Origin of the sequence: Tateyamaria omphalii (assembly GCF_019802125.1) — a bacterium.
Lineage (GTDB): Bacteria > Pseudomonadota > Alphaproteobacteria > Rhodobacterales > Rhodobacteraceae > Tateyamaria > Tateyamaria omphalii_B.
In genome coordinates this window covers 1,206,041-1,228,428 of sequence record NZ_JAHVHT010000001.1, presented here as the reverse complement: position 1 = coordinate 1,228,428, position 22,388 = coordinate 1,206,041, and the positions used below count along the sequence as shown (strand labels likewise).

General features: G+C 60.1%; 24 protein-coding genes. 8 read left to right on the top strand and 16 right to left on the bottom strand.

Translation table 11 applies throughout. The features are described 5' to 3' along the window. The first annotated feature begins 193 nt into the window (after window positions 1-193). Window positions 194-958, top strand: a complete 765-nt coding sequence (locus KUV51_RS06120; protein WP_222520682.1) for an SDR family oxidoreductase — start codon at window positions 194-196, stop codon at window positions 956-958. Here KUV51_RS06120 and KUV51_RS06115 read toward each other — a convergent pair. Together KUV51_RS06115 and KUV51_RS06110 are read right to left on the bottom strand one after the other, a co-directional pair. Then, window positions 946-1,824: an acyl-CoA thioesterase gene (locus tag KUV51_RS06115; protein WP_222520681.1), complete on the bottom strand. Its 879-nt coding sequence runs from the start codon at window positions 1,822-1,824 to the stop codon at window positions 946-948. The genes KUV51_RS06120 and KUV51_RS06115 overlap by 13 nt on opposite strands. 13 nt (window positions 1,825-1,837) lie before the next feature. Further along, window positions 1,838-3,046, bottom strand: a complete 1,209-nt coding sequence (locus KUV51_RS06110; protein ID WP_222520680.1) for a serine hydrolase domain-containing protein — start codon at window positions 3,044-3,046, stop codon at window positions 1,838-1,840. 77 nt (window positions 3,047-3,123) lie between these two features. Between KUV51_RS06110 and KUV51_RS06105 the strand changes: the two genes are divergently transcribed. Further along, a complete protein-coding gene (locus tag KUV51_RS06105) occupies window positions 3,124-3,735 on the top strand; it encodes a glutathione S-transferase family protein (protein WP_261385664.1) in 612 nt (203 codons plus the stop codon). A gap of 88 nt (window positions 3,736-3,823) precedes the next feature. On the opposite strand, the gene KUV51_RS06100 is transcribed toward KUV51_RS06105, so the two are convergent. The 10 genes from KUV51_RS06100 to KUV51_RS06055 form a co-directional block, all read right to left on the bottom strand. Then, the gene (locus tag KUV51_RS06100; protein WP_222521261.1) at window positions 3,824-4,528 is read right to left on the bottom strand and encodes an ABC transporter ATP-binding protein; all 705 of its coding nucleotides are present in this window, start codon (window positions 4,526-4,528) and stop codon (window positions 3,824-3,826) included. Further along, the gene (locus KUV51_RS06095; protein WP_222520679.1) at window positions 4,525-5,280 is read right to left on the bottom strand and encodes an ABC transporter ATP-binding protein; all 756 of its coding nucleotides are present in this window, start codon (window positions 5,278-5,280) and stop codon (window positions 4,525-4,527) included. Before KUV51_RS06095 ends, KUV51_RS06100 begins: the two co-directional genes overlap by 4 nt. After that, complete coding sequence (locus tag KUV51_RS06090; RefSeq protein WP_222520678.1) at window positions 5,277-6,575, bottom strand: branched-chain amino acid ABC transporter permease; 1,299 nt, start codon at window positions 6,573-6,575, stop codon at window positions 5,277-5,279. Before KUV51_RS06090 ends, KUV51_RS06095 begins: the two co-directional genes overlap by 4 nt. Next, window positions 6,572-7,528, bottom strand: a complete 957-nt coding sequence (locus KUV51_RS06085) for a branched-chain amino acid ABC transporter permease (protein ID WP_222520677.1) — start codon at window positions 7,526-7,528, stop codon at window positions 6,572-6,574. Before KUV51_RS06085 ends, KUV51_RS06090 begins: the two co-directional genes overlap by 4 nt. Window positions 7,529-7,662: 134 nt before the next feature. Further along, complete coding sequence (locus tag KUV51_RS06080) at window positions 7,663-8,904, bottom strand: branched-chain amino acid ABC transporter substrate-binding protein (RefSeq protein WP_222520676.1); 1,242 nt, start codon at window positions 8,902-8,904, stop codon at window positions 7,663-7,665. 184 nt (window positions 8,905-9,088) lie between these two features. Continuing rightward, window positions 9,089-10,123, bottom strand: a complete 1,035-nt coding sequence (locus tag KUV51_RS06075) for a phosphotransferase family protein (RefSeq protein ID WP_222521260.1) — start codon at window positions 10,121-10,123, stop codon at window positions 9,089-9,091. Beyond that, window positions 10,120-11,112: an NAD(P)H-dependent flavin oxidoreductase gene (locus tag KUV51_RS06070; protein WP_222521259.1), complete on the bottom strand. Its 993-nt coding sequence runs from the start codon at window positions 11,110-11,112 to the stop codon at window positions 10,120-10,122. Before KUV51_RS06070 ends, KUV51_RS06075 begins: the two co-directional genes overlap by 4 nt. A gap of 14 nt (window positions 11,113-11,126) precedes the next feature. Further along, window positions 11,127-12,323 carry an acetyl-CoA C-acyltransferase gene (locus KUV51_RS06065; protein ID WP_222520675.1) on the bottom strand — a complete coding sequence of 399 codons (1,197 nt, stop codon included), beginning with the start codon at window positions 12,321-12,323 and terminating at the stop codon, window positions 11,127-11,129. Window positions 12,324-12,413: 90 nt separating this feature from the next. Next, window positions 12,414-13,298: an SDR family NAD(P)-dependent oxidoreductase gene (locus KUV51_RS06060; RefSeq protein WP_222520674.1), complete on the bottom strand. Its 885-nt coding sequence runs from the start codon at window positions 13,296-13,298 to the stop codon at window positions 12,414-12,416. Then, complete coding sequence (locus KUV51_RS06055) at window positions 13,295-14,119, bottom strand: SDR family NAD(P)-dependent oxidoreductase (protein WP_222520673.1); 825 nt, start codon at window positions 14,117-14,119, stop codon at window positions 13,295-13,297. Before KUV51_RS06055 ends, KUV51_RS06060 begins: the two co-directional genes overlap by 4 nt. A gap of 138 nt (window positions 14,120-14,257) precedes the next feature. On the opposite strand from KUV51_RS06055, the gene KUV51_RS06050 reads away from it, so the two are divergent. Beyond that, a complete protein-coding gene (locus KUV51_RS06050; RefSeq protein ID WP_222520672.1) occupies window positions 14,258-15,253 on the top strand; it encodes an NADPH:quinone oxidoreductase family protein in 996 nt (331 codons plus the stop codon). Here the strand turns inward: KUV51_RS06050 and KUV51_RS06045 are convergent. Beyond that, a complete protein-coding gene (locus tag KUV51_RS06045) occupies window positions 15,250-15,912 on the bottom strand; it encodes a histidine phosphatase family protein (RefSeq protein WP_222520671.1) in 663 nt (220 codons plus the stop codon). The genes KUV51_RS06050 and KUV51_RS06045 overlap by 4 nt on opposite strands. A gap of 26 nt (window positions 15,913-15,938) precedes the next feature. Between KUV51_RS06045 and KUV51_RS06040 the strand changes: the two genes are divergently transcribed. The 5 genes from KUV51_RS06040 to KUV51_RS06020 all read left to right on the top strand — a co-directional run bounded on the left by KUV51_RS06040 (window position 15,939) and on the right by KUV51_RS06020 (window position 19,270). After that, window positions 15,939-16,940 carry an NADP-dependent oxidoreductase gene (locus KUV51_RS06040; protein WP_222520670.1) on the top strand — a complete coding sequence of 334 codons (1,002 nt, stop codon included), beginning with the start codon at window positions 15,939-15,941 and terminating at the stop codon, window positions 16,938-16,940. After that, complete coding sequence (locus KUV51_RS06035; protein WP_222520669.1) at window positions 16,937-17,407, top strand: MaoC family dehydratase; 471 nt, start codon at window positions 16,937-16,939, stop codon at window positions 17,405-17,407. The genes KUV51_RS06040 and KUV51_RS06035 overlap by 4 nt, the downstream gene beginning before the upstream one ends. A gap of 62 nt (window positions 17,408-17,469) precedes the next feature. Next, window positions 17,470-17,913, top strand: a complete 444-nt coding sequence (gene aroQ, locus KUV51_RS06030) for a type II 3-dehydroquinate dehydratase (protein ID WP_222520668.1) — start codon at window positions 17,470-17,472, stop codon at window positions 17,911-17,913. Next, window positions 17,910-18,659 carry a LuxR family transcriptional regulator gene (locus KUV51_RS06025; RefSeq protein WP_222520667.1) on the top strand — a complete coding sequence of 250 codons (750 nt, stop codon included), beginning with the start codon at window positions 17,910-17,912 and terminating at the stop codon, window positions 18,657-18,659. Before aroQ ends, KUV51_RS06025 begins: the two co-directional genes overlap by 4 nt. Window positions 18,660-18,685: 26 nt before the next feature. After that, a complete protein-coding gene (locus KUV51_RS06020) occupies window positions 18,686-19,270 on the top strand; it encodes a histidine phosphatase family protein (RefSeq protein WP_261385661.1) in 585 nt (194 codons plus the stop codon). 368 nt (window positions 19,271-19,638) lie between these two features. On the opposite strand, the gene KUV51_RS06015 is transcribed toward KUV51_RS06020, so the two are convergent. From KUV51_RS06015 to rpsB, 3 genes are all read right to left on the bottom strand, one after another. Further along, window positions 19,639-20,586 carry an alpha/beta fold hydrolase gene (locus tag KUV51_RS06015; RefSeq protein WP_222520665.1) on the bottom strand — a complete coding sequence of 316 codons (948 nt, stop codon included), beginning with the start codon at window positions 20,584-20,586 and terminating at the stop codon, window positions 19,639-19,641. 35 nt (window positions 20,587-20,621) lie between these two features. Then, window positions 20,622-21,497: a translation elongation factor Ts gene (tsf, locus tag KUV51_RS06010; protein ID WP_222520664.1), complete on the bottom strand. Its 876-nt coding sequence runs from the start codon at window positions 21,495-21,497 to the stop codon at window positions 20,622-20,624. Between the two features lie 73 nt (window positions 21,498-21,570). Then, on the bottom strand, window positions 21,571-22,374 hold the full coding sequence (rpsB, locus tag KUV51_RS06005) for a 30S ribosomal protein S2 (protein WP_222520663.1): 804 nt from the start codon (window positions 22,372-22,374) through the stop codon (window positions 21,571-21,573). Between the last annotated feature and the right edge of the window lie 14 nt (window positions 22,375-22,388).

The window sequence follows — 22,388 nt, the reverse complement described above, 5'->3', positions numbered from 1 at the left end:
ATTGGCAACGCCGATCGTGAGGAACAATGCGCCCCACATCGTTGCAAGTTGAAGTGACAGGGGAATAATCGTTGTCGCTCCCTACCCCTATGACGTTCCGTCAGGTTTGAAACAGGATGCCCTCGTCGCTTGGCACGTCTTCCCGTGCATCCTAGGCTTGAGTCCAGCAAACGTCGTCGGTCAGGGAAAACCAATGGACATCAAGGACAGGATTGCCGTCGTCACAGGTGCGGCCGCAGGTATCGGTCGCGCGCTGTGCGAAGCCTTTGCGGATCAGGGTGCGCGTGCCGTTGTCTGTGCGGACATTGACGCGAATGGCTCAAAGGAAACGGCACGCTCAATCAATGGGATAGCCAAGACAATTGATGTTTCCCGAGAAGCCGAGATTGCCGATCTGATTGCGGACGTCGAGCAGTCGGTCGGCCCAATCGACATCTTCTGTTCAAACGCGGGCGTATTGGTTGAAGGTGGTGCGGAAGCACCGGATGCCGAATGGCAGCGGCTTTGGGACATCAACGTCATGGCGCATGTCTGGGCCGCCCGGCACGTCGTGCCCCTGATGCTCAAACGCGGTGGCGGCTACCTGCTCAACACCGCGTCGGCCGCAGGTTTGCTGAACCAGATTGGCTCGGCGCCCTATGGCGTGACCAAGCACGCGGCGGTCGGTCTGGCGGAATGGTTGGCAATCACGCATGGCGATGCAGGCATCAAGGTGTCCGTTCTGTGCCCGCAAGCCGTCCGCACAGCCATGACAGAAGGGCACGAGGACCACGTCGCTGCGATCGACGGAATGCTTGAACCCGCAGACGCGGCCAACGCCTGTATCGAGGCCATTCGAAACGAAGAGTTTCTGGTCCTGCCGCACGCCAATGTACGCAAGTATATGCAGCTCAAGACCGCTGACTATGACCGCTGGATTGCGGGCATGCAAAAACTGAACCGTGCCTATTCCGGCTGATCCTTGGGTGTGATCGGGCGAATGAGGCCTTCCTGCGCGACCGAGGCAACAAGCCTGCCGTCCTTGTCGTAGATCATCCCGCGGTTAAAGCCCCTGCCCTTGCCGGACCATGGGCTGTCCATCGTGTAAAGATGCCAGTCACAAAAGGATGCGGGTGCGTGAAACCACATGGCGTGGTCAAGGCTGGCGGCCATCACGCGGCCTGTGAACCAGGTTTGCCCATGCGGACGCAAGGCCGTGCCCAGAAGGTTCAGGTCGGACGCATAGGCCAGCAGACAATGCTGCAATTGCGGACTGATGCCGCGTGCAGCCGCCATGCGGAACCACAGGTGGCTGCGGTCGTCCATCGGCTCCGGCGTGAAGAAATCGCGCGGCGCCACCTCGCGGATGTCGATGGGGCGCGGGCGCAGGAATTCTTCGTGATACTTTTCGGGAATGCGGTCAACGACTGTTTCACGCAGCTCCTTGCGGTCACGCAGATGCTCCGGCCCTTCGACCTCGGGCATCGGGTGCTGATGCGACCAGCCGTCCTCGTCAGCATGGAACGACGCTGACATGTTCAGGATCTGGCGCCCGTGTTGGATCGCGACGACCCGCCTGGTGGTGAAACTGCCGCCGTCCCGGGCGCGGTCCACCTGGTAGATCACCGGGATCGACGGATCGCCCGGACGAATGAAATAGGCGTGAAGCGAGTGGCACAGACGGTCTTCGACCGTGCGATAGGCTGCAGCCAGCGCCTGTCCGATCACCTGCCCGCCAAAAATGCGTGTCGGGGTCTCGCCCCCCTGCCCCGTGCCGCGGAACAGATCAACTTCCAGCCGTTCGACGGCCAGCAGGTCCAGCAAGGTTTGATGTGCATCTGTCATGGGCGCTGTCCTGTCACATCAACGCGCCATGCACCAGCGCCTTTAGTTCTGCCCGCGCCGGGTAGCTGGACGAAGGGCTAAGCTGCGTGAACATCACCACGCTGAAATCATTTACGCGGTCCACCCAGAAAAATGTGGATGCCATACCGCCCCAACTGAAATCCCCGACCGAAGACGGCACGCGGCTGCGCGCGGGATGGATCACAACGCCGCCGCCGATGCCAAAACCCATCCCCTCCATCGGCTGTTCGGCAAAGCTGGCCGGGCCAAGGCTTGCGATATCCCCGGGCAGGTGGTTCGACATCATGAACTCGGCAGTGGAAGGAGAAATCAGCGCCTGCCCGCCCAAGCGCAGGCATTCGGCAAAGGTCATGTAATCGTCGATGCTACCCACCAGTCCCCCTCCGCCGCTGAAACAGGTGGTGCGCCGGAAAGGTGATCCGGTCGAATTGTCGAAGATGCGCAAAGTCGTGTCGCCCTCCGCAGACGCATTCAGGTTCATCGCATCGCCGGCCAGGGGCGTATAGAGGCTAGCAAATCGGTCGAGTGCGCTGTCGGGAACGGTAAATCCGGTATCGACCATACCAAGCGGTCCCAAGACACGGGTGCGAAACACCTGATCCAGGGTTTCGCCTGTTACGACTTCTATCACCCGCCCAATGACATCGATCCCGACGGAATACTCCCAGCGCGCACCGGGCGCAAAGGCCAGAGGCAATGTCGCCAGCAGGTCGGATTGCTCAGCCAAGGTGCCTGCAGTGGGTTTGAAGAGCAGGTCCAGATCTTCCATCGCCTTTGGGACAATTCCAGGGTTGAACGGGTAGCTGAACCCGGACCGGTGCGTGAGCAATTGATGCAGCGTTGGCGTCGCACAAGGCTCTGTTTGCGTGATGTCCGTGGCATCGGAGCGCAGGGCGCGCACCTCTCCGAAGGCGGGCAGAAAACGGGACAGGGGCGCATCAAGATGCAGGCGCCCCTTTTCGACCAACATCATCAGGATCATGGACGTGATGGGCTTGGTCATCGAATAGATGCGTACCAGCGTATCCCGGTCGAAAGGTGCGCCGCGATCAAGGTCCCGCACGCCGGACTGCGCAAACAAAACCTCCCTGCCATGCTGCTGGACACATACCGAGAGCCCGGCAAACCTCTCGGACTGCGTGTAGCCGTCGGCCCAGCGTTGAATGCGGGACAGGCGGGCGGGATCAAGGGTGAGTGACATCGCTCCACGATACGGGGCTGTGCGGCCTTGCCAAGCCAAATCCACCGTGGGTAGCATCCGACGCAAGGGAGGACACCATGCTGAAACTCTACTTTGCTCCGCGCAGCCGCGCGGTCCGCGTTGCTTGGTTGCTGGAAGAAATGGGGTTGGACTACGACCTTGTGTCCTACGCGCTTGGCGATCCAACCATGCGCAGCGCGGGTTTTCGAGAGCAGGTGCATCCGATGGGGCGTGTGCCTGTGCTGGTCGACGGCGATGTGCAGATCATGGAAAGCGGTGCGATCCTCGAATACCTCCTGACCCGGCACGGCGATGGACGGTTTCGACCCCTGCCCGACAGCCCGGACTACCCTGCCTATCTGCAATGGCTGCACTATTCCGAGGGTATGATCATGCCGCAGGTGAACAGCTACATGGTCGAGACGTTGTTTTTGCCGCCGGAGCGGCGGTCGGAGGTGCATGCCAAGCGGGCGGCCAAGCTGATGGGACAAATGCTGGTGTCGGTTGATGTGGCACTGCAGGGGCGCGACCATCTTGCAGGCGAATTTTCGGCAGCCGACATCATGACCGGGTCAGCGGCGATCTCTGCCAAAGGTATCGGCATAAACATGTCAGAGATGCCACATCTGGCCGCCTACATCGAACGGCTCGAAGCGCGCCCGGCCTACCAGACCGCCGCCGGTCTTTGACGCAAAGACCGGATGGAAAGCGACACGCTTTCCACGCGACCAATGGTTTCTACGTCAGACACCACACGGGCGCCGCGTAGGCGTCCAGCTACACCTCCAGCCACTCCTTGCGCACGTCTTCGCGCGCCTTGAGCTCGGCTGGCGTTCCTTCGAAGACCACCTGACCGTGGCCCATCACGTAGACACGGTGGGCAATGTCGAGAGCGATGGACAGCTTTTGCTCAACCAGCAAAGTGGCGATGCCCCGCTTGGCAATCTCCTGCAGCAGTTGCGCCACACGCTGAACCATCTGCGGGCTCAAACCCTCGGTCGGCTCGTCAATCATCACAAGGTCCGGATCCCCCATAAGAGTCCGGCACATGGTCAGCATCTGCTGCTCCCCGCCCGACAGCACCGACGCCTCTACATCCGCGCGGCGCGAAAGGTTTTCGAACATGTCGAACATGTCCTGCATCGACCAGCGCCCCTGCCCGTCCTTTTGGCCGGGTTTGAGGCCGAGGATCAGGTTCTGTCGTGTGGTCAGACCCGGAAAGATGTCGCGGTTCTCGGGCACATATCCAATGCCAAGATTGGCCACCTCATAGGCTTTTCTGCCGGCAATCTCCTGCCCCCGGAACTTGATGGACCCGTGTGGTTCAACCTCTCCCATCACGGCCTTGCAAGTGGTCGAGCGCCCCACCCCGTTGCGACCCAGGAGGGCGACGATCTCACCCTCGGCGATCTGGATGTTCACCCCCTGAAGGATGTGCGACTTGCCGTAATAGGCATGCAGGTCAGTGACATCGAGCATCAGTGCGCCTCCAATGCTTCGCCAAGGTAGGCTTCCTGCACCTTCGGGTTGGCGCGCACGGCTTCCGGCGTGCCGGTGGCGATGATCTCGCCATAGACCAAGACGCTGATCTGATCGGCGAGGCCAAAGACAACGCCCATGTCATGTTCCACCATGATCAACGTCTTCCCCTCCGTCACGGTACGGATCAGGTCGACAATGTAGTCAGTCTCCGAATGGCTCATGCCAGCCGTGGGTTCATCCAGCATGATAACATTCGCGCCACCCGCGATGGTGATCCCAATCTCAAGCGCGCGTTGTTCGGCATAGCTCAGCACGCCAGCAGGCAGATCGCGACGGGCGGTCAGGTTGATCTGGTCAAGGATCTCGTCCGTTCCCTCTGTCAATGCGCGGGACCGCCCGACCATCGACCAGAAGTTGTAGCGGTAGCCCATCGACCACAGCAGTGAACAGCGCACGTTTTCGAACACCGACATCTTGGGAAAGATGTTGGTGATCTGAAATGACCGGCTGAGCCCCATGCGGTTGATCTGGAACGGGGCCTTGCCCGCAAGGTCTTGCCCATGCAACCGGATCGCACCCTCCGTCTGCGGGAAACGCCCGGTGATCAGGTTGAACAGCGTGGATTTGCCCGCGCCATTGGGTCCGATGATCGCGTGCCGCTCGCCCTTGCCGATCTTCAGATCGACGCCCCGAATGATCTCGGTCTTGCCAAAGGACTTCTTCAGCCCGTCCATTTCCAATGCGGCAGTCATCTCGGGGCTCCGTCCGGTGTGTTGGCGTCGTTCCACGCCTCGGCCAAGGCTGGTGCTGTCCTGCGCGCAATGCCGAAGCCGACAAGAGTGACAGCGATGGCCACGATCCAAGGCAGGATCGTGTGGCTTTCAAACGTGATCCAGTACAGGGTCATGCTGTGATCACCGGCACTTGCATGGCGCAAATGGAAGGTCATCTCGATCAATGCTGCAGCCCCGAGGCACCCGATTGCACCCGCCCCGAGCGTCTTTACGTACGGTACGCCCAGCCGACCCAGCTTGCCGAGACGCATCGCGGGCACGTGCATCATCAAGAGGCCCGCAAGACCACCGGGAAAGAACATCACCGTCACGACAAAGACGATGCCGAGATAGAATGCCCAGAGTTCGGTTTGCAGGCTCAGCACGGTCTGCACCAAAGTGAATACGATGGCGCCAAGGATCGGCCCAAAGAAGAAACCTACGCCGCCCAAGAATGTCGCAAGCAGGATTAGGCCGGATTGCGTGGTGTTCAGATTCTCTTCGGTCAGGATTTCATAGTTGATCGCAAAGAGTGCGCCAGCCACGCCCGCGAAAAACCCGGACGCAACGAAAGAGAAGAAGCGCACCCAACGTGCCGAATAACCCAGAAATTCGGCGCGTTCCGGGTTGTCGCGCACAGCGTTTGCCATGCGCCCCAATGGTGTGCGGGAGTAGAGATACATGAGAGCCGCCGAGATCATCAGCCACGCCGCAATCAGGTAATACACCTCGATCTGCTGCAGGAACTCGACCCCGAAGAACGGCATACCGTAGGTGCGATCCCCGGAAATACCCTCCTCACCCCCGAAGAAGGCAACGATGATGACCGAGCACGCGGCGATCAACTCGCCCACGCCGAGCGAGATCATGGCAAAGACGGTGCCTGCCTTGCGGGTTGAAAAAGCGCCCACGATTGTCGCCAGCCCCATGCCCATCAACCCGCCGAAAACTGGTAGCAGCGGCAACGGGATCTGGGAAAAGAAGTCGTCCATGTTCATGATGTGAACACAGGCAAACCCGCCCACACCCGCATAGACGGCGTGACCGAAACTCAGCATCCCGCCCTGCCCCAACAGCATGTTGTAAGCCAGGGCAAAGATGATGGTGATCGCCATCTGGTTCATGATCGTGATGGCGGAATTGGCGGTGAAGATGAACGGCAGGATCATCACCAACGCCGCGGCCAGCACCCACGGGATCAGCGGGATGGTCAAAGATCCTGCACGCATCCGCTGGGCGGGTTTGGTCGGGTCGGTGGTCAGCTGATCGGTCATGCGTCACGCTTTCCGAAGAGGCCGTAGGGTCGGAAGATCAGGATCAGCACCATCAGAATGTACGGCAGGATGTCAGCAATCTGAGGGCTGGTGATGGACCACAGGTCGCGCCAGGCGCTGTCCCAGATCGGCTGTGGCTTGGTGAACCCGAGCCAGGTCAGGAGGTCCTCCATCCTCAGATTGTACGCTTTGGAAAATGTGGTGATCCAGCCGATGAGAAGCGAAGCGACCAGTGCACCCCACAGGCTGCCGAGGCCCCCGATGACAATGGTAACGAACACGATAGAGCCTAGAACGAAGGCCATGCCGGGGAAAGTGCCCAAGACCGGGCCTGCGATCACACCGGCAACGCCCGCCAATGCGGTGCCTACGCCAAAGACACCCATGAAAATGAGCGGCACATTGTGGCCCAAAGCCTCGACCGTTTTGGGATAGGTGAGTGCCGCCTGGATAATCATTCCGACTCTCGTTCGTGTCAGTACGTAAAGCAGCCCGATAAAGATCGCGACCGAGATGAAGATCATGAAAATTTTGTAGGCCGGGATCGAGTTGCCCGCGATGGAGAAGGCGGTGAATTGCAGGATCTCAGGCGTGGCGTAGGGCATCTGGTTCTTGCCCCAGATGAACTGCACCAACTCCTCGATCAGTAGGGCCAGTCCGAATGTAAAGATCAACTCGGGCACATGGCCATACTGGTGTACCCGCCTCAGCCCGTAGCGTTCGACCCCTGCCCCAAGCACGCCCACGACGAGCGGCGCGATCAGCAGGCCCATCCAGAAGCCGAGATAGAGGCTGATCTGGAAGGCAAAGTATGCACCGAGCATGTAAAAGCTGGCATGAGCGAAGTTGAGCACGCCCATCATCGAGAAGATGAGGGTCAGCCCGGCCGACAGCATGAACAGCAACAGGCCAGTGACAAGTCCGTCGATGAGATTGACGAGGATGAGGTCCATATCACACGTGATCCAAAGGACGCCTTGCGGCGACACGATTCATGTTCCGGGAATGAGGGGTTCACCCCTCAAACTCCCCACCGATGTACCAAGGAAGAAACACGGGGCGCGCGGATACGCCCCGTGCGTACTGGTTACGGGCGACGCATCTCGCAGGTGGTCGGGCTGTCTGCCGCGGCCATCTCGACCGTTTTGACCACCTTCACGCCGAAGCCGGAATTGTCGTGGTCGAATACAACATCATTGGTGTGTTCCATGATGTGTACGTTCTGGATCAACTGGTGATCGCTCTCGCGCATCATCAAGTTCCCGCCCCACAGGCTTTCATGCTCCATCCCGGCAAGTGCATAGGCAACCGGCACGACATCATCGGCTGTACCTGCTTCGTTGATGGCCTTAGCGAGCATCTCAATCACGTTGGTAATACGCGCCTGGCTGAGGTTGCCGTCAGGATACTTCGCCTTGAACGCCTTAATGTACTCAGACGCGCGGTCGTTCGGCGGCGGATTCAACTGCCCCTCGGCTACGAGCCGCAAACTACCTACGCCGGCATCACCAAAGGCCGCTGTGATCCCGTCGGCAGCGGCGTAGTAGGTGTAAATCGGGCCGGTAAACCCGTTCTCGAGCACTGATTTGCCAAGACCGACCATGTCGGCACCCCAGTTGCCGGTGATGACAGCATCTGCCTCGGACGCCACGATCTTGCGGCTATACGGGGTGAAATCCTTCACCTTGCCAATGGGGTGCAACTCGTTTCCGACGATCTCGATCTCGGGCGCTTTCTCACCCAGATAGCGTACCGCAGCGGCAGCCACGGCTTTGCCGAAGCTGTAGTCCTGACCGATGATGTAGACCTTTTCGATCTCGTCATTGCTGACAATGCTGTCGGTCAGCGCGTCCATCTTGATGTCGGCATTGGCGTCAAAGCGGAAGTGCCAGAAATTGCACTTGTCGTTCGTCAGCGCCGGATCGACGGCGGAGTAGTTCAGAAACAGCACCCGGTCGTCGGGGTTGCGGCGGTTGTGCTTGTTGATGGCTTCGGTCAGCGCATTGGCAACGCCGGACGAGTTGCCCTGCGCGATGTACCGAATGCCCTGGTCAATCGCGACCTGCAGCTGGATCAGCGATTCCTTTGGACTGATCTTGTTGTCAAAGGCGACGATTTCGAACATGTCGCCGTCGAGTACGCCACCCTTCTTGTTCACCAGCTCTTCAGCTGCAAACTCGTACTGGTGCAAGCCGTTCGTCCCGGTCCCGGCAAACGGTCCACTCAGCGGGTCGATAAAGGCGATCTTGACGGTGTCGGCGCCGGCAGCAAAGGCACTGGCAGCAAGGGTCAGGGCTGTCGTCAGCCCCAGCATGGTCGTGGTGCGCATGATGTTCCTCCCTAGAACGCGGTCCGCCAAGCGACCTCTTTTTCGGGCCAGTTTGCGAGGCGGGATAGGTCCAGCGTTGCACAGGTACAGGATAAGTCAAGCGTCTAGGTTGAATCTGTTCGCAAGCTTTATGTGACGACACCACTCTTCATGTGTCACATAAGCTATAGTCTGCAATCAATTGTTATTTATCGGCTTCAAGGGCTTTCAATCCGTTCTCTGCGAAGACCGGAACAAAGGCGCCAAGCTGCATCGCCCGTTTGGGGTTCGACGCATTTCCGTCAAGGGCCCGTTTCAGCACACCCTGAATGATCGCCCCCATGCGGAAGAAGCAGAATGCCACGAAGAAACCGAACCGGTCGACGCGCTCCAAACCGCGGCGTTGGCAATATTCCGCCACAAATTCCGCATCGCTGGGAAGGCCAAGAGCCGCCCGATCCACCCCCATCAATCCGCGCCCTTCCGATCCGGCAGGCAACTGCCACTGCATGATGACGGATGCCAGATCAGCATAGGGATGACCGATGGTGCTGAGCTCCCAATCCAGCACGGCAAGACACCGAGTACCGTCCGCTTCGAAGATCATGTTGTCGATCCGGTAGTCTCCGTGCACAAGCGTACGCTGACCGTCGTCCTCCGGCATATCTGCCGCCAACCGTTCGATCAGACGGTTCATGGCCGGAATGTCCTGCGTTTCAGAGGCGCGATACTGTTTGGTCCAGCGGCCGACCTGCCGTTCAAGATAGTGCCCGGGCGGGCCATAGTCACCAAGCCCTACCGCGTCGACATCGACCTCGTGCAACGCCGCCAGAACGCGGTTCATGTCGGCAATCACAGCCGATCTGTCCGTGTTCGTCAGCCCCTCCATCGTCGGTTCGTTGAAGTTTCTGCCCGGCACGTGATCCATCACGTAGAAATCAGACCCGATGACCGACGCATCTTCGCACAGCACATGCATCTTCGCGACTGGCACGTCCGAGCCATACAAAGCGCGCTGCACACGAAACTCGCGGTCGACCGCATGTGCGGACTTCAGCAACTGCCCGGGCGGTTTCCGACGCAACACGTAATTGCCTGCCACGGTTTCCAGCAGGAATGTCGGATTTGACTGGCCGCCTGTGAACTTCGTTGCTGTAACGGGACTATCAAACCCGGGCAATTTGCCTTTGAGAAATTGCGAAACGGCAGCGGTATCGAGTGTCTGAGTGTCCATGATTATCCCGGGAATTCTTGTGCCAGCCGTGCACCGGCAGCGGCATATTCATCGGCCATGCGGTCCACGATGGCCCCAGCGGGGCCAACGGATTTGACTGCCCCGATGCCCTGCCCCGCGCCCCAGATCGTTTTCCACGCCTTGGGTTTCGACGACCCTGATGAGAAATTCATGGACGAGGCATCCGCCGTCGGCAAGTTGTCGGGGTCCATACCTGCGGCTTCGACGGATCCGCGTAAGTAGTTGCCCCAGACCCCGGTGAAAAGTGAAGAATACACGATGTCTTCGGCCCCGCTTTCGACGATCATGTCCTTGTAGCCTTGCACCGCATTCGCCTCCTCCGTGGCGATGAATGGGGACCCAACATAACCGAAATCGGCCCCCATGGCACGCGCGGCCAGCAAGGCTTCACCACTGGCGATGGCTCCCGACAGAGCGAGAGGGCCATCGAACCACTCTCGAATTTCGCGGACCAGGGCAAAGGGACTTTGCTGTCCTGCATGGCCCCCGGCCCCGGCCGCCACTGCAACCAGACCATCGGCACCCTTGTCGATGGCTTTGCGGGCAAAGGTGTTGTTGATGATATCGTGCAAAACAACACCGCCACAGGAATGGGCGGCTTCGTTCACCTCCACCCTTGCGCCAAGCGACGTGATCCAGATCGGCACCTTGTGACGCACGCAAATCTCCAGATCCCGATCCAGCCGCGCGTTCGATCGGTGCACGATCTGGTTGACGGCAAAAGGTGCGGCAGGCCGGTCCGGATTTGCCTGATTGTGCCGACCCAATTCCTCGGAAATCTGCGTCAGCCAAGCCTCCAGCAGCGGCGGCTCGCCTTCGGCCTCGCGCGCATTCAAAGCTGGAAACGACCCGACAACGCCCGCCTTGCACTGTGCAATAACGAGTTCCGGAACTGAAATAATGAACAACGGTGCCGCAATCATTGGAATGCGCAGGCCCTGCAACGCGGCAGGCAACTGTCGGTCAGCCATCATATCTCGCGCCACGGTCACAGCACCTCGAACAGGCCAGCAGCACCCATGCCGCCGCCCACACACATGGTACAAACCACATGTTTGGCACCGCGCCGCTTCCCCTCGATCAACGCATGACCGACCATACGCGCGCCAGACATGCCGTACGGGTGCCCGATGGAAATCGCCCCACCGTTGACGTTTAACAACTCGTCCGGAATGCCAAGCGTATCGCGGCAATAGAGCACCTGAACCGCAAACGCCTCGTTCAACTCCCACAGTCCAATGTCGTCCATGCCCAGCCCATGCGCCTCAAGCAGCTTCGGCACGGCAAAAACGGGTCCGATCCCCATCTCATCCGGCTCGCACCCAGCGGCCATGACACCGACACAACGACCCAGTGGCGTGAGCCCCTTCTTCTCAGCCATCGACGCCTCCATCACGACAGCAGCAGATGCGCCATCCGACAGCTGGGAGGCGTTGCCCGCGGTGATGTATTCACCCTGCTCCACATGGATGCCGTTCGCAAAAACCGGCTTCAGCCCGGCGACGTTTTCATAGGTTGTACCGGGCCGGTTGCCCTCGTCCTTTTCCAGCGTCACCTCGTGCTCCGAGATGGCCTTGGTTTCCTTGTCCTGAAACTTCATCACCGTGGAGAGCGGGACGATCTCATCATCAAACTTCCCCGCCTCCTGCGCGGCAGCGGTGCGCGCCTGGCTCTGGACCGCATAGCGATCCTGCGCCTCGCGGCTCACACCGTAACGGGCCGCAACGGTCTCGGCAGTCTCCAGCATGGTCATGTAAATCTCGGGCTTGTTTTGCTTCAGCCACGGATCGGCATGGGTCCGCATCTCCTGCGTCTGCACCATCGAGACGGACTCGACACCCCCGCCCACAACCACGTCCATGCCGTCATGCACCACCTGTTTCGAGGCGGTGGCAATCGCCATCATGCCCGACGCACATTGCCGATCCACGCTCATGCCCGCTACGGTCACCGGCAGGCCGGCACGGATCGCCGCCTGTCGCGCAACATTGCCCGCCTGGTGGCCTTGCTGGAGCGCGGCACCCATGATCACGTCCTGCACCTCTGCCCCTTCAAGTCCCGCCCGCTTGACCGCATGTTCGATGGCGTGTGCGGCCAGCGTCTGGGGCGGCGTCGCGTTGAATGCACCACGATAGGCTTTGCCGATGGGCGTGCGGGCGGTGGAGACGATAACAGCGTCGCGCATGATCAGATGTCCTTGTGTGTTGAGAAGTCAGGACCGGGGCGCTGCCCCGGACCCCGCGGTTTGTTTGGCGAAATGAAGAAGGATCGGCGACTACCAGTCAAGCGTCACCCCCTGCGCTTTCGCCGCGCGCAGCGCGTATTTGCGGGTCTGGGCAAATGCGTTTTCTAGCGGTTCGGCACCAGTCGGGTCGGTGATCGTCGACCATGCAGCCGCTACAGCTTCCGGCGTGATGTCACCCTCAATCAGCGCCCCTTTGGTTTCGGTGATCTGCGTCACGGCGAAGGTGCCTCCGCCCGCCGACAGAATCGTGCGGCTCGGTGCGTCCTTGCTCACAAGATACAACACGCCGGGAGTGATCGTTTCCGGCTGCAAAAGCGCAAAGGCCGCGTCTGGCAACAATCCTTCCGTCATGGCCGTGGCGGCAGTCGGGGCGAGCGTGTTGACGCGGATGTCGTCTCGCGCGCCTTCAAGGTGAAGCGTATTCATCAGCCCCACCATCGCCGCCTTGGCCGCACCGTAGTTCGACTGACCGAAATTCCCGTAGAGCCCCGACCCGGACGACGTCAGAACGATCCGACCATAGCCCTGCGCCCGCATGATCGGCCAGACAGAATGGCAGCACAGCGCCGTGCCCATCAGATGCACGTCGATGACCTTGGCGAAATCGGCCATGTCCATCTTGGCAAAGGTCTTGTCCCGCAGGATGCCTGCATTGTTGATCAGAATGTCGATCCGGCCCCAGCGGTCCATGACCTGCGCGACCATGTCGGCGACGGCACGTGCGTCGGAGACATCCGCCGGCAAAGCGAGCGCTTCGCCTCCGGCACCCTCGATCTCAGCCACAACCTCATCCGCCGCGTGCATGTCGTTGATCACGACCTTCGCACCCCGTGATGCCAGTCCAAGCGCGTGCGACCGGCCCAGCCCGGCGCCCGCCCCGGTGACGATCGCAACATGATCGTCGAAGCGGATCATCCGCCCAGGGCCGCACGGAAGAGGTTTGGCCCGGTCATCACCTGAACGCCACCCGACACCGGCAGAACCGCCCCCGTCAAATAGGCGCCGCCACGCCCGCACAAGAACTGCATGCAGCCCGCGATATCCTCGTCACGCCCAACGCGGCCCAACGGCACGTCGGCGCCGACCTTTTCGCGCATGTCTTCATCAGCCGTCGCAAACGCCGTCATATTCGACACGAAAGGCCCCGGTGCCAGCGCATTCACGGTGACATTGTGTGGCGCCAGCTCCTTGGCCATGATCTTGGTCATGTGGAGCACCGCAGCCTTGGACGCGGCATAAGAATAAGCGCCGTCTCCCAGCGGCACCTCTCCCATGACAGAGCCCACGTTGACCACGCGCGCAGGGTCATCGGCGGTCCCGCTTTTGATCAGGACAGGCAGCAGCGACTGCGTCAGGTGGAACATCGCGGCGACGTTCACATTCATCACCTTTTCCCACGCAGCATGAGGGAATTGCCCCATCGGCGCGCCCCACGTCACGCCGGAGTTGTTCATCAGGATATGCAAGTGGTCCGTGCGACCCGTGACCTCTGCAACGAGCTCAGCAATCCCCTCCTCGCTGCCGAGATCACCTGCAAAACCCTCGACCGATCCGGGCGCGTCCAACGCATTCAACTCGGCCGCCACCGCTTCGCAGGCATCGCCCTTGCGGCTCGCGATCAGCACGCGCGCTCCAGCCATCATCAGCCCGGTGGCGGCCATCCGCCCGATGCCGGTCGCACCACCGGTGACAAGGGCCACCTTGCCCTCCAACGAAAACAGGGTCTTGGGGTCCATCGCTTATCCTCCCTTGCGCAGGCTACCGTTACGTCGCCCGGGCTTGCCGCTTTACAGCAGCATCTCCTCAACTGCAGGATGTGGCAAAGGCAGACGGTTTGCACCCCTGCCGTTACGTCATGGGTGGGAGGACCCGATATGCACGCCATGCTCAGCACCGCCCCCGGCGGGCCCGAAACCTTGGAATGGACAGAGGGGCCAGTGCCCGAACCGAAGAAGGGTGAGGTGCGAATCGCCGTCAAAGCGGCGGGCGTGAACTTTCCGGACACCCTGATCATACGTGATCTCTACCAGGTAAAGCCGCCCCGCCCCTTTGCTCCCGGTGGCGAGGTCGCGGGGGTGGTTGAAGCCTTGGGCGAAGGCGTGACCAACCTCGCAGTAGGTGACCGCGTGCTGGCCATGACCGGTTTTGGTGGTTTCACAACGCATTTATGTGCCCAGGCCATGGCGTGTGTGAAGATACCGGACAACATGCCCTTCGAGGATGCGGCATGTTTCATTTTCACATACGGTACGTCGCACTACGCTTTGAAAAACCGTGCAGAATTGAAATCGGGTGAAACTCTGCTGGTTCTGGGCGCCGCGGGTGGCGTCGGGGCGGCTGCCATCGAGTTGGGCAAGGCTGCAGGCGCGCGTGTGATCGCTGCGGTCAGCTCGCAGGAGAAGGCCGATTTTTGCAGCGAGCTTGGCGCAGATGCCGCGATCATCTACCCGCGCCAGATGGATCGGGATGCCCAGAAAGCGCTGTCGGCAGACATCAAGAAGGTGGCAGGGCCTGACGGGGTAAACGTCGCCTATGACGCGGTGGGCGGAGACTATGCCGAACCGGTAATCCGCTCCATGGGATGGGGCGGCCGTTTCCTCGTTGTCGGGTTTCCGGCTGGCATCCCGTCGATCCCCCTCAACCTGACCTTGCTGAAATCATGCCAAATCGTCGGAGTCTTCTGGGGCGCATCCATCTATCGTGACCCGGTTGCGCACATGCAGAACGTCTCGGAGCTCTTTGATATGTATGAAAAAGGGCAAGTCAAACCGCGCATCTCGGCCAGCTTCCCGATGCAGGAGGCGGCCAAGGCGCTGGCCCTGATCGCAGACCGCAAGGTATTGGGGAAAGTGGTGCTGACGAACTCCTAGAGGTGGGAAAGATGCTGCGTGTCGTTGAACCCCCGCACACTCATTCGCTCATCGTGGATGACCAGTCGGCTGATCGATCCGTTGGCAGCACCCAGAAAGGAAAACGGTTCAGCGCCAGAGGCAACGGCAAGCGCCGCGCCAATCACCCCTCCGTGCACGAAGACTGCAATGCGCTGGTCCCTGTGTGCGCGAGCGATGTCCATCAACCCTTTGCGAACGCGGGTAAAGAACGCATCGCGCGTCTCAGCACCCGGAATGGGCGCCCAATCCTGTATCTCCCGCACATGTGCATAGATCGGGTCGCCTTCCGCGGCCTTGATCCGGTACAGACCGCCGTCCCAATCCCCCAGGTGCACCTCGTGCAGATCCGGGTTCTCAATCGGTGTCAGCCCCAAATGCGCTGCCAGCGGCGCTGCGGTTTGATGCGTTCGCGTCAGCTTTGTCACGTAAAGCGCAGCAAATGCTTCGTTTTTCAGGCGCTCTCCGACCGCAACCGCCTGCCGTTCGCCTTGTGGGTGAAGCGGTGGATCCCCATGCCCATCCTTCATTGGAAAGGACACGCCCGGTCGCGCGGGGGCACTTTCGCCATGCCTGATCAAGTACAGATCTGCCGCCCCGACAGGCGGCGCATAAACAGGTTGCCGATACTCTTTCGTCATACCCCTTCATATACAGGAGCCGTTCAATGACCAACCGCCAGATTGTTGTCGCCAGTCTGCCACAAGGCGCGCTCGAACCCTCACATTTCGAGTTGCAGGATGTGCCCATGCCGACGCCGCAAGACGGTGAGGTGCTGCTGCGTACGATCCTGATGAGCATCGATGCGGCAAACCGCTCCTGGATGCAGGGCGCCACCTATCGTGATGCAGTCAACGCGGGCGATGCCATGCCCACATACGCCATCTGCGAAGTGATGGAGAGCAAGTCGCCCCGCCTTGTCCCTGGTGACATCGTCGCGGCAGAAAGCGTTTGGGCCGACCACGTGATACGCCCGGCCCATAAGCTGCAGAAACTGCCCAAGGTGCAACCGATCAGCCACCTGCTCAGCGTCTACGGCATCGCGGGCAAAACAGCCTTTCATGGCCTTATGCAAATTGGGCAACCGCTGGCTGGTGAAACCATCGTGGTCAGCGCCGCAGCGGGATCTGTGGGCGGCTACGTGGGCCAGATCGGCAAGGCGCTCGGTTGCCGGGTCGTGGGCATCGCGGGCGGGCCTGAGAAATGCGCATTCGTGACGGACCAGCTTGGTTTTGATGCCTGCGTCGACTACCGCGCAGGTGGCGTCTTCAAAGCGCTGCGCAGCGCGTGTCCGGATGGGATCGACGTCTATTTCGACAATGTCGGCGGAGAGATCCTCGAAACCACGCTGGCGCTCATGAACGAGCGGGGTCGTGTCGTATGCTGCGGCGCGATCAGCCAATACGACACAACACACCCGACCGGTCCGCGGAACTTGCCGGGTGTGGTCGTGGTCAAACGGCTGCGTATGGAGGGGTTCATTGTCATGGACTTCGCCCGTGACGACGCCAAGGCAACCCGCGCCCTGCAAGCCTGGGTCGCGCAAGGCAAGATCAAGGTGACCGAAGACATCGTTGAAGGACTGGAAAACGCCCCGCAAGCGTTGATTGGCCTGCTCAGCGGCGACAATACGGGCAAGCGCATGGTTCGGGTCGGGGCCGATCCATGAGCATTGATCGCGCCCTTGCCGACATGACGGCGCAGATCGGCACCGAGGTGGGCGTGTCCAAGTGGATTGGCATCGACCAAACCATGATCGACCAGTTTGCCCAGGTGACACATGACGATCAATGGATCCATGTCGACACCGCACGCGCAGCGGAAACGGATCTGGGCGGCACGATTGCGCACGGGTTTCTGACGCTCAGCCTTGCATCACGCTTCGCGTATGATTGCTTCCCGCTTCTGCCGGGGCAACACATGGGAATTAACTACGGCTTCAACCGGTTGCGCTTTCTGACCCCGGTGCGCCCCGGACATCGGGTTCGGGGCCGCTTCACGCTGATCAATACAACCAAGCGCACGGACACGGAAATCCTGCGCACGCTCGAACTGACCATTGAAATTGCAGATGTCGACACCCCGGCACTTGTTGCAGAATGGCTTGGATTGGCCCTGTTTCTGCCAGAGCCATAACGTACTACTGGACATATGTGGTGAAACCTCGCTAACACCACTGGAACATCAAGGTATTCCCCATGACTTCCGTCCTGGTTCTAAATGGGCCCAATCTGAACCTTTTGGGTACACGCCAACCTGAGATCTACGGCGCCACCACGCTGCCGGAGGTGGAACAGATATGCCGTGACCACGGCACCGCGAACGGTTTCGACGTGACCTGTGCACAGTCAAACCACGAAGGTGCGCTTGTCGATGCGATCCACGCAGCCAAGGGCACCCATGACGGTGTCGTGCTCAATGCCGGAGCCTATACACATACGTCCATCGCGCTCCACGACGCGATTCTCGGAGCTGAATTGCCCGTGGTCGAGCTGCATCTCAGCAACATCCATGCGCGTGAAACGTTTCGACACCGCAGCTATATCGCCCCCGTGGCCGTTGGTATGATTTGCGGCTTCGGCGTTGCTGGGTATACTTTGGCTCTTGACGCATTGATCGGGCATCTTGGGGGACGCACGTGAAAAGCTATCTGCACAGGTTGTCGAATTGCCAGACCATCGAAGAGCTGTGGGAAGCCCACACCCGGAAGATGGAAGAATATGGTTTCGACCGACTGATCTACGGGTTTACGCGCTACCGCTCGGGCACGTCGCTGGGCGACCCCGAAGATTTCATTATCCTGACAAACCATGCCAAGGAATACACCGACACCTTTCTGGGCGAACAGCACTATGTCCACGCGCCGATGGTCAATTGGGCCCTGAACAACGAAGGTGCATGCAGCTGGGGCATCCTGGCACAGATGCAATCGACCCAAACGCTCACGCCATCGGAACAGCGTGTATTGGAGTTCAACTACTCCATGGGCGTTACCGCAGGCTACACAATCAGCTTCAAGTCCGTATCGGCGCGGTCCAAGGGAGCGATCGCACTGACAGCGCGCGAGGGAATGACCCAGGAAGATGTCGATGCGATCTGGGCTGAGCACGGCCGCGACATCCACCTGATGAATAACGTGGCCCACCTGAAGATTCTCACCCTGCCCTACAGCGCGCCCAACCGGTCGCTGACCAAACGGCAACGCGAAGCGTTGGAATGGGTTGGTGATGGCAAGACGATGCAGGATATTGCAGTGCTGATGGGTTTGACGTCAGCCACGGTCGAAAAGCATTTGCGGCTTGCACGCGAGGCGCTGGCCGTTGAAACCACAGCACAGGCCGTACTCAAGGCGGCCTTTGCGAACCAGATGTTCATTCTCGAAGCCTAGCTGATAAGCCGATGCCAAATGCAGTCTTGCGTTATCTGAGCCACCCGCAGGTTCAGATAGACCCGGATGTCGAAATAACCCAGTGGCCACTGAATGCCGTGGGGCAAAGCCGCATCAGTGCGCTCGCGGCTGTTGCGACTGACAGGCTATCCGACACCGTAGCGGTCTATTCCAGCCCCGAACGCAAGGCGCGCGACGCTGCCGCACCTATTGCGCGCGCACTCGGCTTGGATATGCGAATTGCCGCCGATGGTTATGAAAACGACCGATCCTCGACCGGTTTTCTGCCGCCGAGCGAATTCGAAGAGGTTGCTGACGCATTCTTCGGAAATCCAAAAGAATCCATTCGCGGGTGGGAACGTGCAGTCGATGCACAATCAAGGATTCTCGGCAGCGTTAAACACGCATTGCGCGAAGCACCGGAGGGTGATGTGTTGATTGTTGGACACGGTGCCGTTGGAACGCTGCTTTTTTGTGCAGCAAAGGGATATCCCATCACGCGCACCTACGATCAAGGCCCCGGCGGTGGCGGAAATCTTCTCATGTTTGATCGCGAAACGCTTGAAATCAATACGGAATGGGAGCCGCTGGAAAGCCACTTTTCTCTATGAAAATATGGAGTTCTTGCATCTGACCCGTCCCGGTCCGGCACTCCCTTTTGAAACAAAATTGCAACAAACCTTACGTCAATACTAATTTTTGACCGTTAGGTAAGGAATCCCCCACTTTGCCAATCCCGCTTAAATTTGTCATTGTATGCGTGTTCCGTGAGTGGTGGCTTTAGCCAGGGAACAGCGAGGCGAATCTCTCATTATTTCGGGGGCTCTTCGTTTCGACCGGTTATCCGGAGCCGGCTCACCTGTTTATTCATCGACAGGTGAGTCGGATTTGTAGCGTCCACGTGTCTCATCCCCGTGGCCAAGGACGCCGACAAACGGGCGGGATTGCGACCCCAAACGCGGTCCCGCCCAACTTCCCCCTAAACGCCCAGAGCGTCCGTCGCCGCGCGTATTGCCACCGTCATCTCCGTATCCAACGCTGAGTGTGTCGCACCCCCCAGAACCCGGAGTTCTGATGCTGGCCACTCCCTTGAAAGAGCCCAGGGACCACGTAAGGGGCAGGACGGATCGAACCTGCTGTGGATCATCTTGCACTGAATATGCGCCAGGATCGCGACATTCTCGCGCAGTTCATCGTCACTCAGCCAGGCGCCATGTGCAAAATAGTGCGTCACAATGCGGGCAAAGCCCAACCTGAAGGCGGGGTCTGCATATCGGGATGCCGGATCGCCAATGTCGCCGCCGAAAATGGCTGTCTCCCACTGGCACCAGGCATCAGCCGCGGCTTGTGCATGATCCGGATCGCGCAGCAGATCAGCGTAAGCCCTGATCCTCATGGGCGTCTTGAGCGGGCTGTCACCGACCCCCGGCACATGCTCGCAAAATGCGTCATAGGCTTCGGGAAACATTGCCCCGATGTCACCATACAACCATTGCAGATCGCGCGCTGCCGTGGTGGCGACCCCGGCCAGCACCATCGCCCGCACGCGCGTTGGGTGCGCCTGGGCATAGGCCAGGGCAAGGGTCGTGCCCCAGGACCCACCAAACAGCACCCACGCGTCGACACCAAGGTGGATGCGCAGGGCTTCGATGTCACTGATCAGATGTGTCGTCGTATTGGATGCAAGCGCAGCCAGTGTTTCGGATGCAGACGGTGTCGACCGACCACAGCCGCGCTGATCCAACAAGGTCACGCGGTATCGGTTCAGATCAAACAAATCGTAGTGCTGCGGTCGGCATACCGATCCGGGCCCACCGTGCAGAACCAGCGCATCCACGCCCTGCCCCTTCTGCTCGAACCACAACCGGTGACCATCCCCAACATCCAGCATGACCACCACCTCCAAAGCAAAACGGCGCGCCCCCATGGACGCGCCGTTTCCAATTGAATGCAAGAGAGGTCTTAGCCCTGAGCAGCTTTCGCAACCTCGGCAGCAAAGTCTTCTTTCTCGACCTCGATACCTTCGCCCACTTCCAGACGGGCAAACCCGGTGATGGTCGCGCCTGCTTCGGTCGCTGCGGCCTCGACCGTCAGGTCAGGGTTCACAACAAAGGATTGGTTCAGCAGCGTCGCTTCGGCCACGAACTTCTTCATCCGACCCACGATCATCTTTTCGATGACCTGCTCGGGCTTGCCGCTCTCGCGAGCGATGTCCATCTGGACCTGCTTTTCTTTCTCGACCACGGCGGGGTCCATGTCAGCTTCGGACAGAGCGGCAGGGTTCACGGCCGCGATGTGCATCGCCACCTGCTTGCCAAACGCCTCGTCACCACCATCCATGGCCACCAGTACGCCGATCTTGCCCATCCCAGCAGTCGCGGCATTGTGGACATAGGACACAACAGTGCCTCCGGAAATCTTGGCCATACGACGGACAGACATGTTCTCGCCAATGGTCGCGATCTTGTCAGTGACCACATCAGCGACCGATTTGCCGCCCATATCGGCTGCAACCAGCGCCTCCACATCGTCGACGTTCAGGGCCGCTTTGGCGATGCCCGACACCATCTCCTGAAACTCGGCATTCTTGCCGACGAAATCGGTTTCCGAGTTCACCTCGACCGCGACACCCGTGCCACCGTCAACGACAACGGCGACAAGACCTTCGGCAGCCGTACGGCCCGATTTCTTGGCCGCTTTCGCCAGACCCTTGGTGCGCAGCCAGTCCACGGCGGCTTCCATATCGCCACCGGTCTCGGTCAGCGCTTTTTTCGCGTCCATCATGCCTGCGCCGGTGCTGTCGCGCAGTTCTTTCACCAATGCTGCTGTGATTGCCATCTTTTGGCTCTCCTCAAATAGGTGTGTGATGCGGCAGGGCTTAGCCCGCCGCATATGTCAGTTCCGTGACGCTTCAGCTCTCGGCAGGTGCTTCGGCTGCAGCTTCTTCAGCGGCAGGGGCCTCTTCAGCCACAGCTTCCTCGACGGGCGCTTCTTCCATCGCACCCAGGTCAACGCCAGCCGCACCCAGTTGGGCGCTCATGCCGTCCAGCGCCGCCCGCGAGGCCAGATCGCAGTACAGCGCGATGGCACGGGCCGCATCGTCGTTGCCGGGGATGATGTAGTCCACACCATCGGGCGAGCAGTTGGTGTCGACAACAGCCACAACCGGAATGCCCAGCTTGTTGGCTTCGGCCACGGCCAGCGCTTCTTTCTTGACGTCGATGACGAACAGCAGGTCAGGACGACCGCCCATCTCGCGGATACCGCCCAGCGAGGCTTGCAGCTTGCTCTGGTCACGCTCCATGCCCAGACGCTCTTTCTTGGTCAGACCTTCGAACCCGGTCTCGGCCTGCTCGTCGATAGACTTCAGACGGTTGATCGACTGCGACACGGTTTGCCAGTTGGTCAGCGTGCCACCCAGCCAACGGTGGTTCATATAATACTGCGCGCATTTCTCAGCGGCTTCCGCCACCGGCTGCGACGCCTGGCGCTTTGTGCCCACGAACAGAACGCGGCCGCCCTTGGCAACGGTGTCGCGGATCGCTTGCAGCGCCTGGTCCAGCATAGGAACGGTCTGCGTCAGGTCCATGATGTGGATGCCGTTGCGCGAGCCGTAGATGAACGGCGACATACGCGGGTTCCAACGCTGTGTCTGGTGACCAAAGTGAACGCCTGCTTCCAGCAGCTGGCGCATGGTGAACTCGGGAAGAGCCATGTGCTTTATCCTTT

Bases quoted from the DNA above. Each gene is read 5' to 3' on its own strand.
- KUV51_RS06070 (WP_222521259.1), bottom strand. From the start codon at position 11,112: ATGATGGCTGACCGACAGTTGCCTGCCGCGTTGCAGGGCCTGCGCATT.
- KUV51_RS06090 (WP_222520678.1), bottom strand. From the start codon at position 6,575: ATGACCGATCAGCTGACCACCGACCCGACCAAACCCGCCCAGCGGATG.
- aroQ (WP_222520668.1), top strand. From the start codon at position 17,470: ATGACTTCCGTCCTGGTTCTAAATGGGCCCAATCTGAACCTTTTGGGT.
- KUV51_RS06095 (WP_222520679.1), bottom strand. From the start codon at position 5,280: ATGACTGCCGCATTGGAAATGGACGGGCTGAAGAAGTCCTTTGGCAAG.
- KUV51_RS06080 (WP_222520676.1), bottom strand. From the start codon at position 8,904: ATGCGCACCACGACCATGCTGGGGCTGACGACAGCCCTGACCCTTGCT.
- KUV51_RS06040 (WP_222520670.1), top strand. From the start codon at position 15,939: ATGACCAACCGCCAGATTGTTGTCGCCAGTCTGCCACAAGGCGCGCTC.
- KUV51_RS06035 (WP_222520669.1), top strand. From the start codon at position 16,937: ATGAGCATTGATCGCGCCCTTGCCGACATGACGGCGCAGATCGGCACC.
- KUV51_RS06115 (WP_222520681.1), bottom strand. From the start codon at position 1,824: ATGACAGATGCACATCAAACCTTGCTGGACCTGCTGGCCGTCGAACGG.
- KUV51_RS06055 (WP_222520673.1), bottom strand. From the start codon at position 14,119: ATGGACCCCAAGACCCTGTTTTCGTTGGAGGGCAAGGTGGCCCTTGTC.
- KUV51_RS06015 (WP_222520665.1), bottom strand. From the start codon at position 20,586: ATGGGGGCGCGCCGTTTTGCTTTGGAGGTGGTGGTCATGCTGGATGTT.
- tsf (WP_222520664.1), bottom strand. From the start codon at position 21,497: ATGGCAATCACAGCAGCATTGGTGAAAGAACTGCGCGACAGCACCGGC.
- KUV51_RS06050 (WP_222520672.1), top strand. From the start codon at position 14,258: ATGCACGCCATGCTCAGCACCGCCCCCGGCGGGCCCGAAACCTTGGAA.
- KUV51_RS06120 (WP_222520682.1), top strand. From the start codon at position 194: ATGGACATCAAGGACAGGATTGCCGTCGTCACAGGTGCGGCCGCAGGT.
- KUV51_RS06085 (WP_222520677.1), bottom strand. From the start codon at position 7,528: ATGGACCTCATCCTCGTCAATCTCATCGACGGACTTGTCACTGGCCTG.
- KUV51_RS06045 (WP_222520671.1), bottom strand. From the start codon at position 15,912: ATGACGAAAGAGTATCGGCAACCTGTTTATGCGCCGCCTGTCGGGGCG.
- KUV51_RS06110 (WP_222520680.1), bottom strand. From the start codon at position 3,046: ATGTCACTCACCCTTGATCCCGCCCGCCTGTCCCGCATTCAACGCTGG.
- KUV51_RS06060 (WP_222520674.1), bottom strand. From the start codon at position 13,298: ATGATCCGCTTCGACGATCATGTTGCGATCGTCACCGGGGCGGGCGCC.
- rpsB (WP_222520663.1), bottom strand. From the start codon at position 22,374: ATGGCTCTTCCCGAGTTCACCATGCGCCAGCTGCTGGAAGCAGGCGTT.
- KUV51_RS06105 (WP_261385664.1), top strand. From the start codon at position 3,124: ATGCTGAAACTCTACTTTGCTCCGCGCAGCCGCGCGGTCCGCGTTGCT.
- KUV51_RS06065 (WP_222520675.1), bottom strand. From the start codon at position 12,323: ATGCGCGACGCTGTTATCGTCTCCACCGCCCGCACGCCCATCGGCAAA.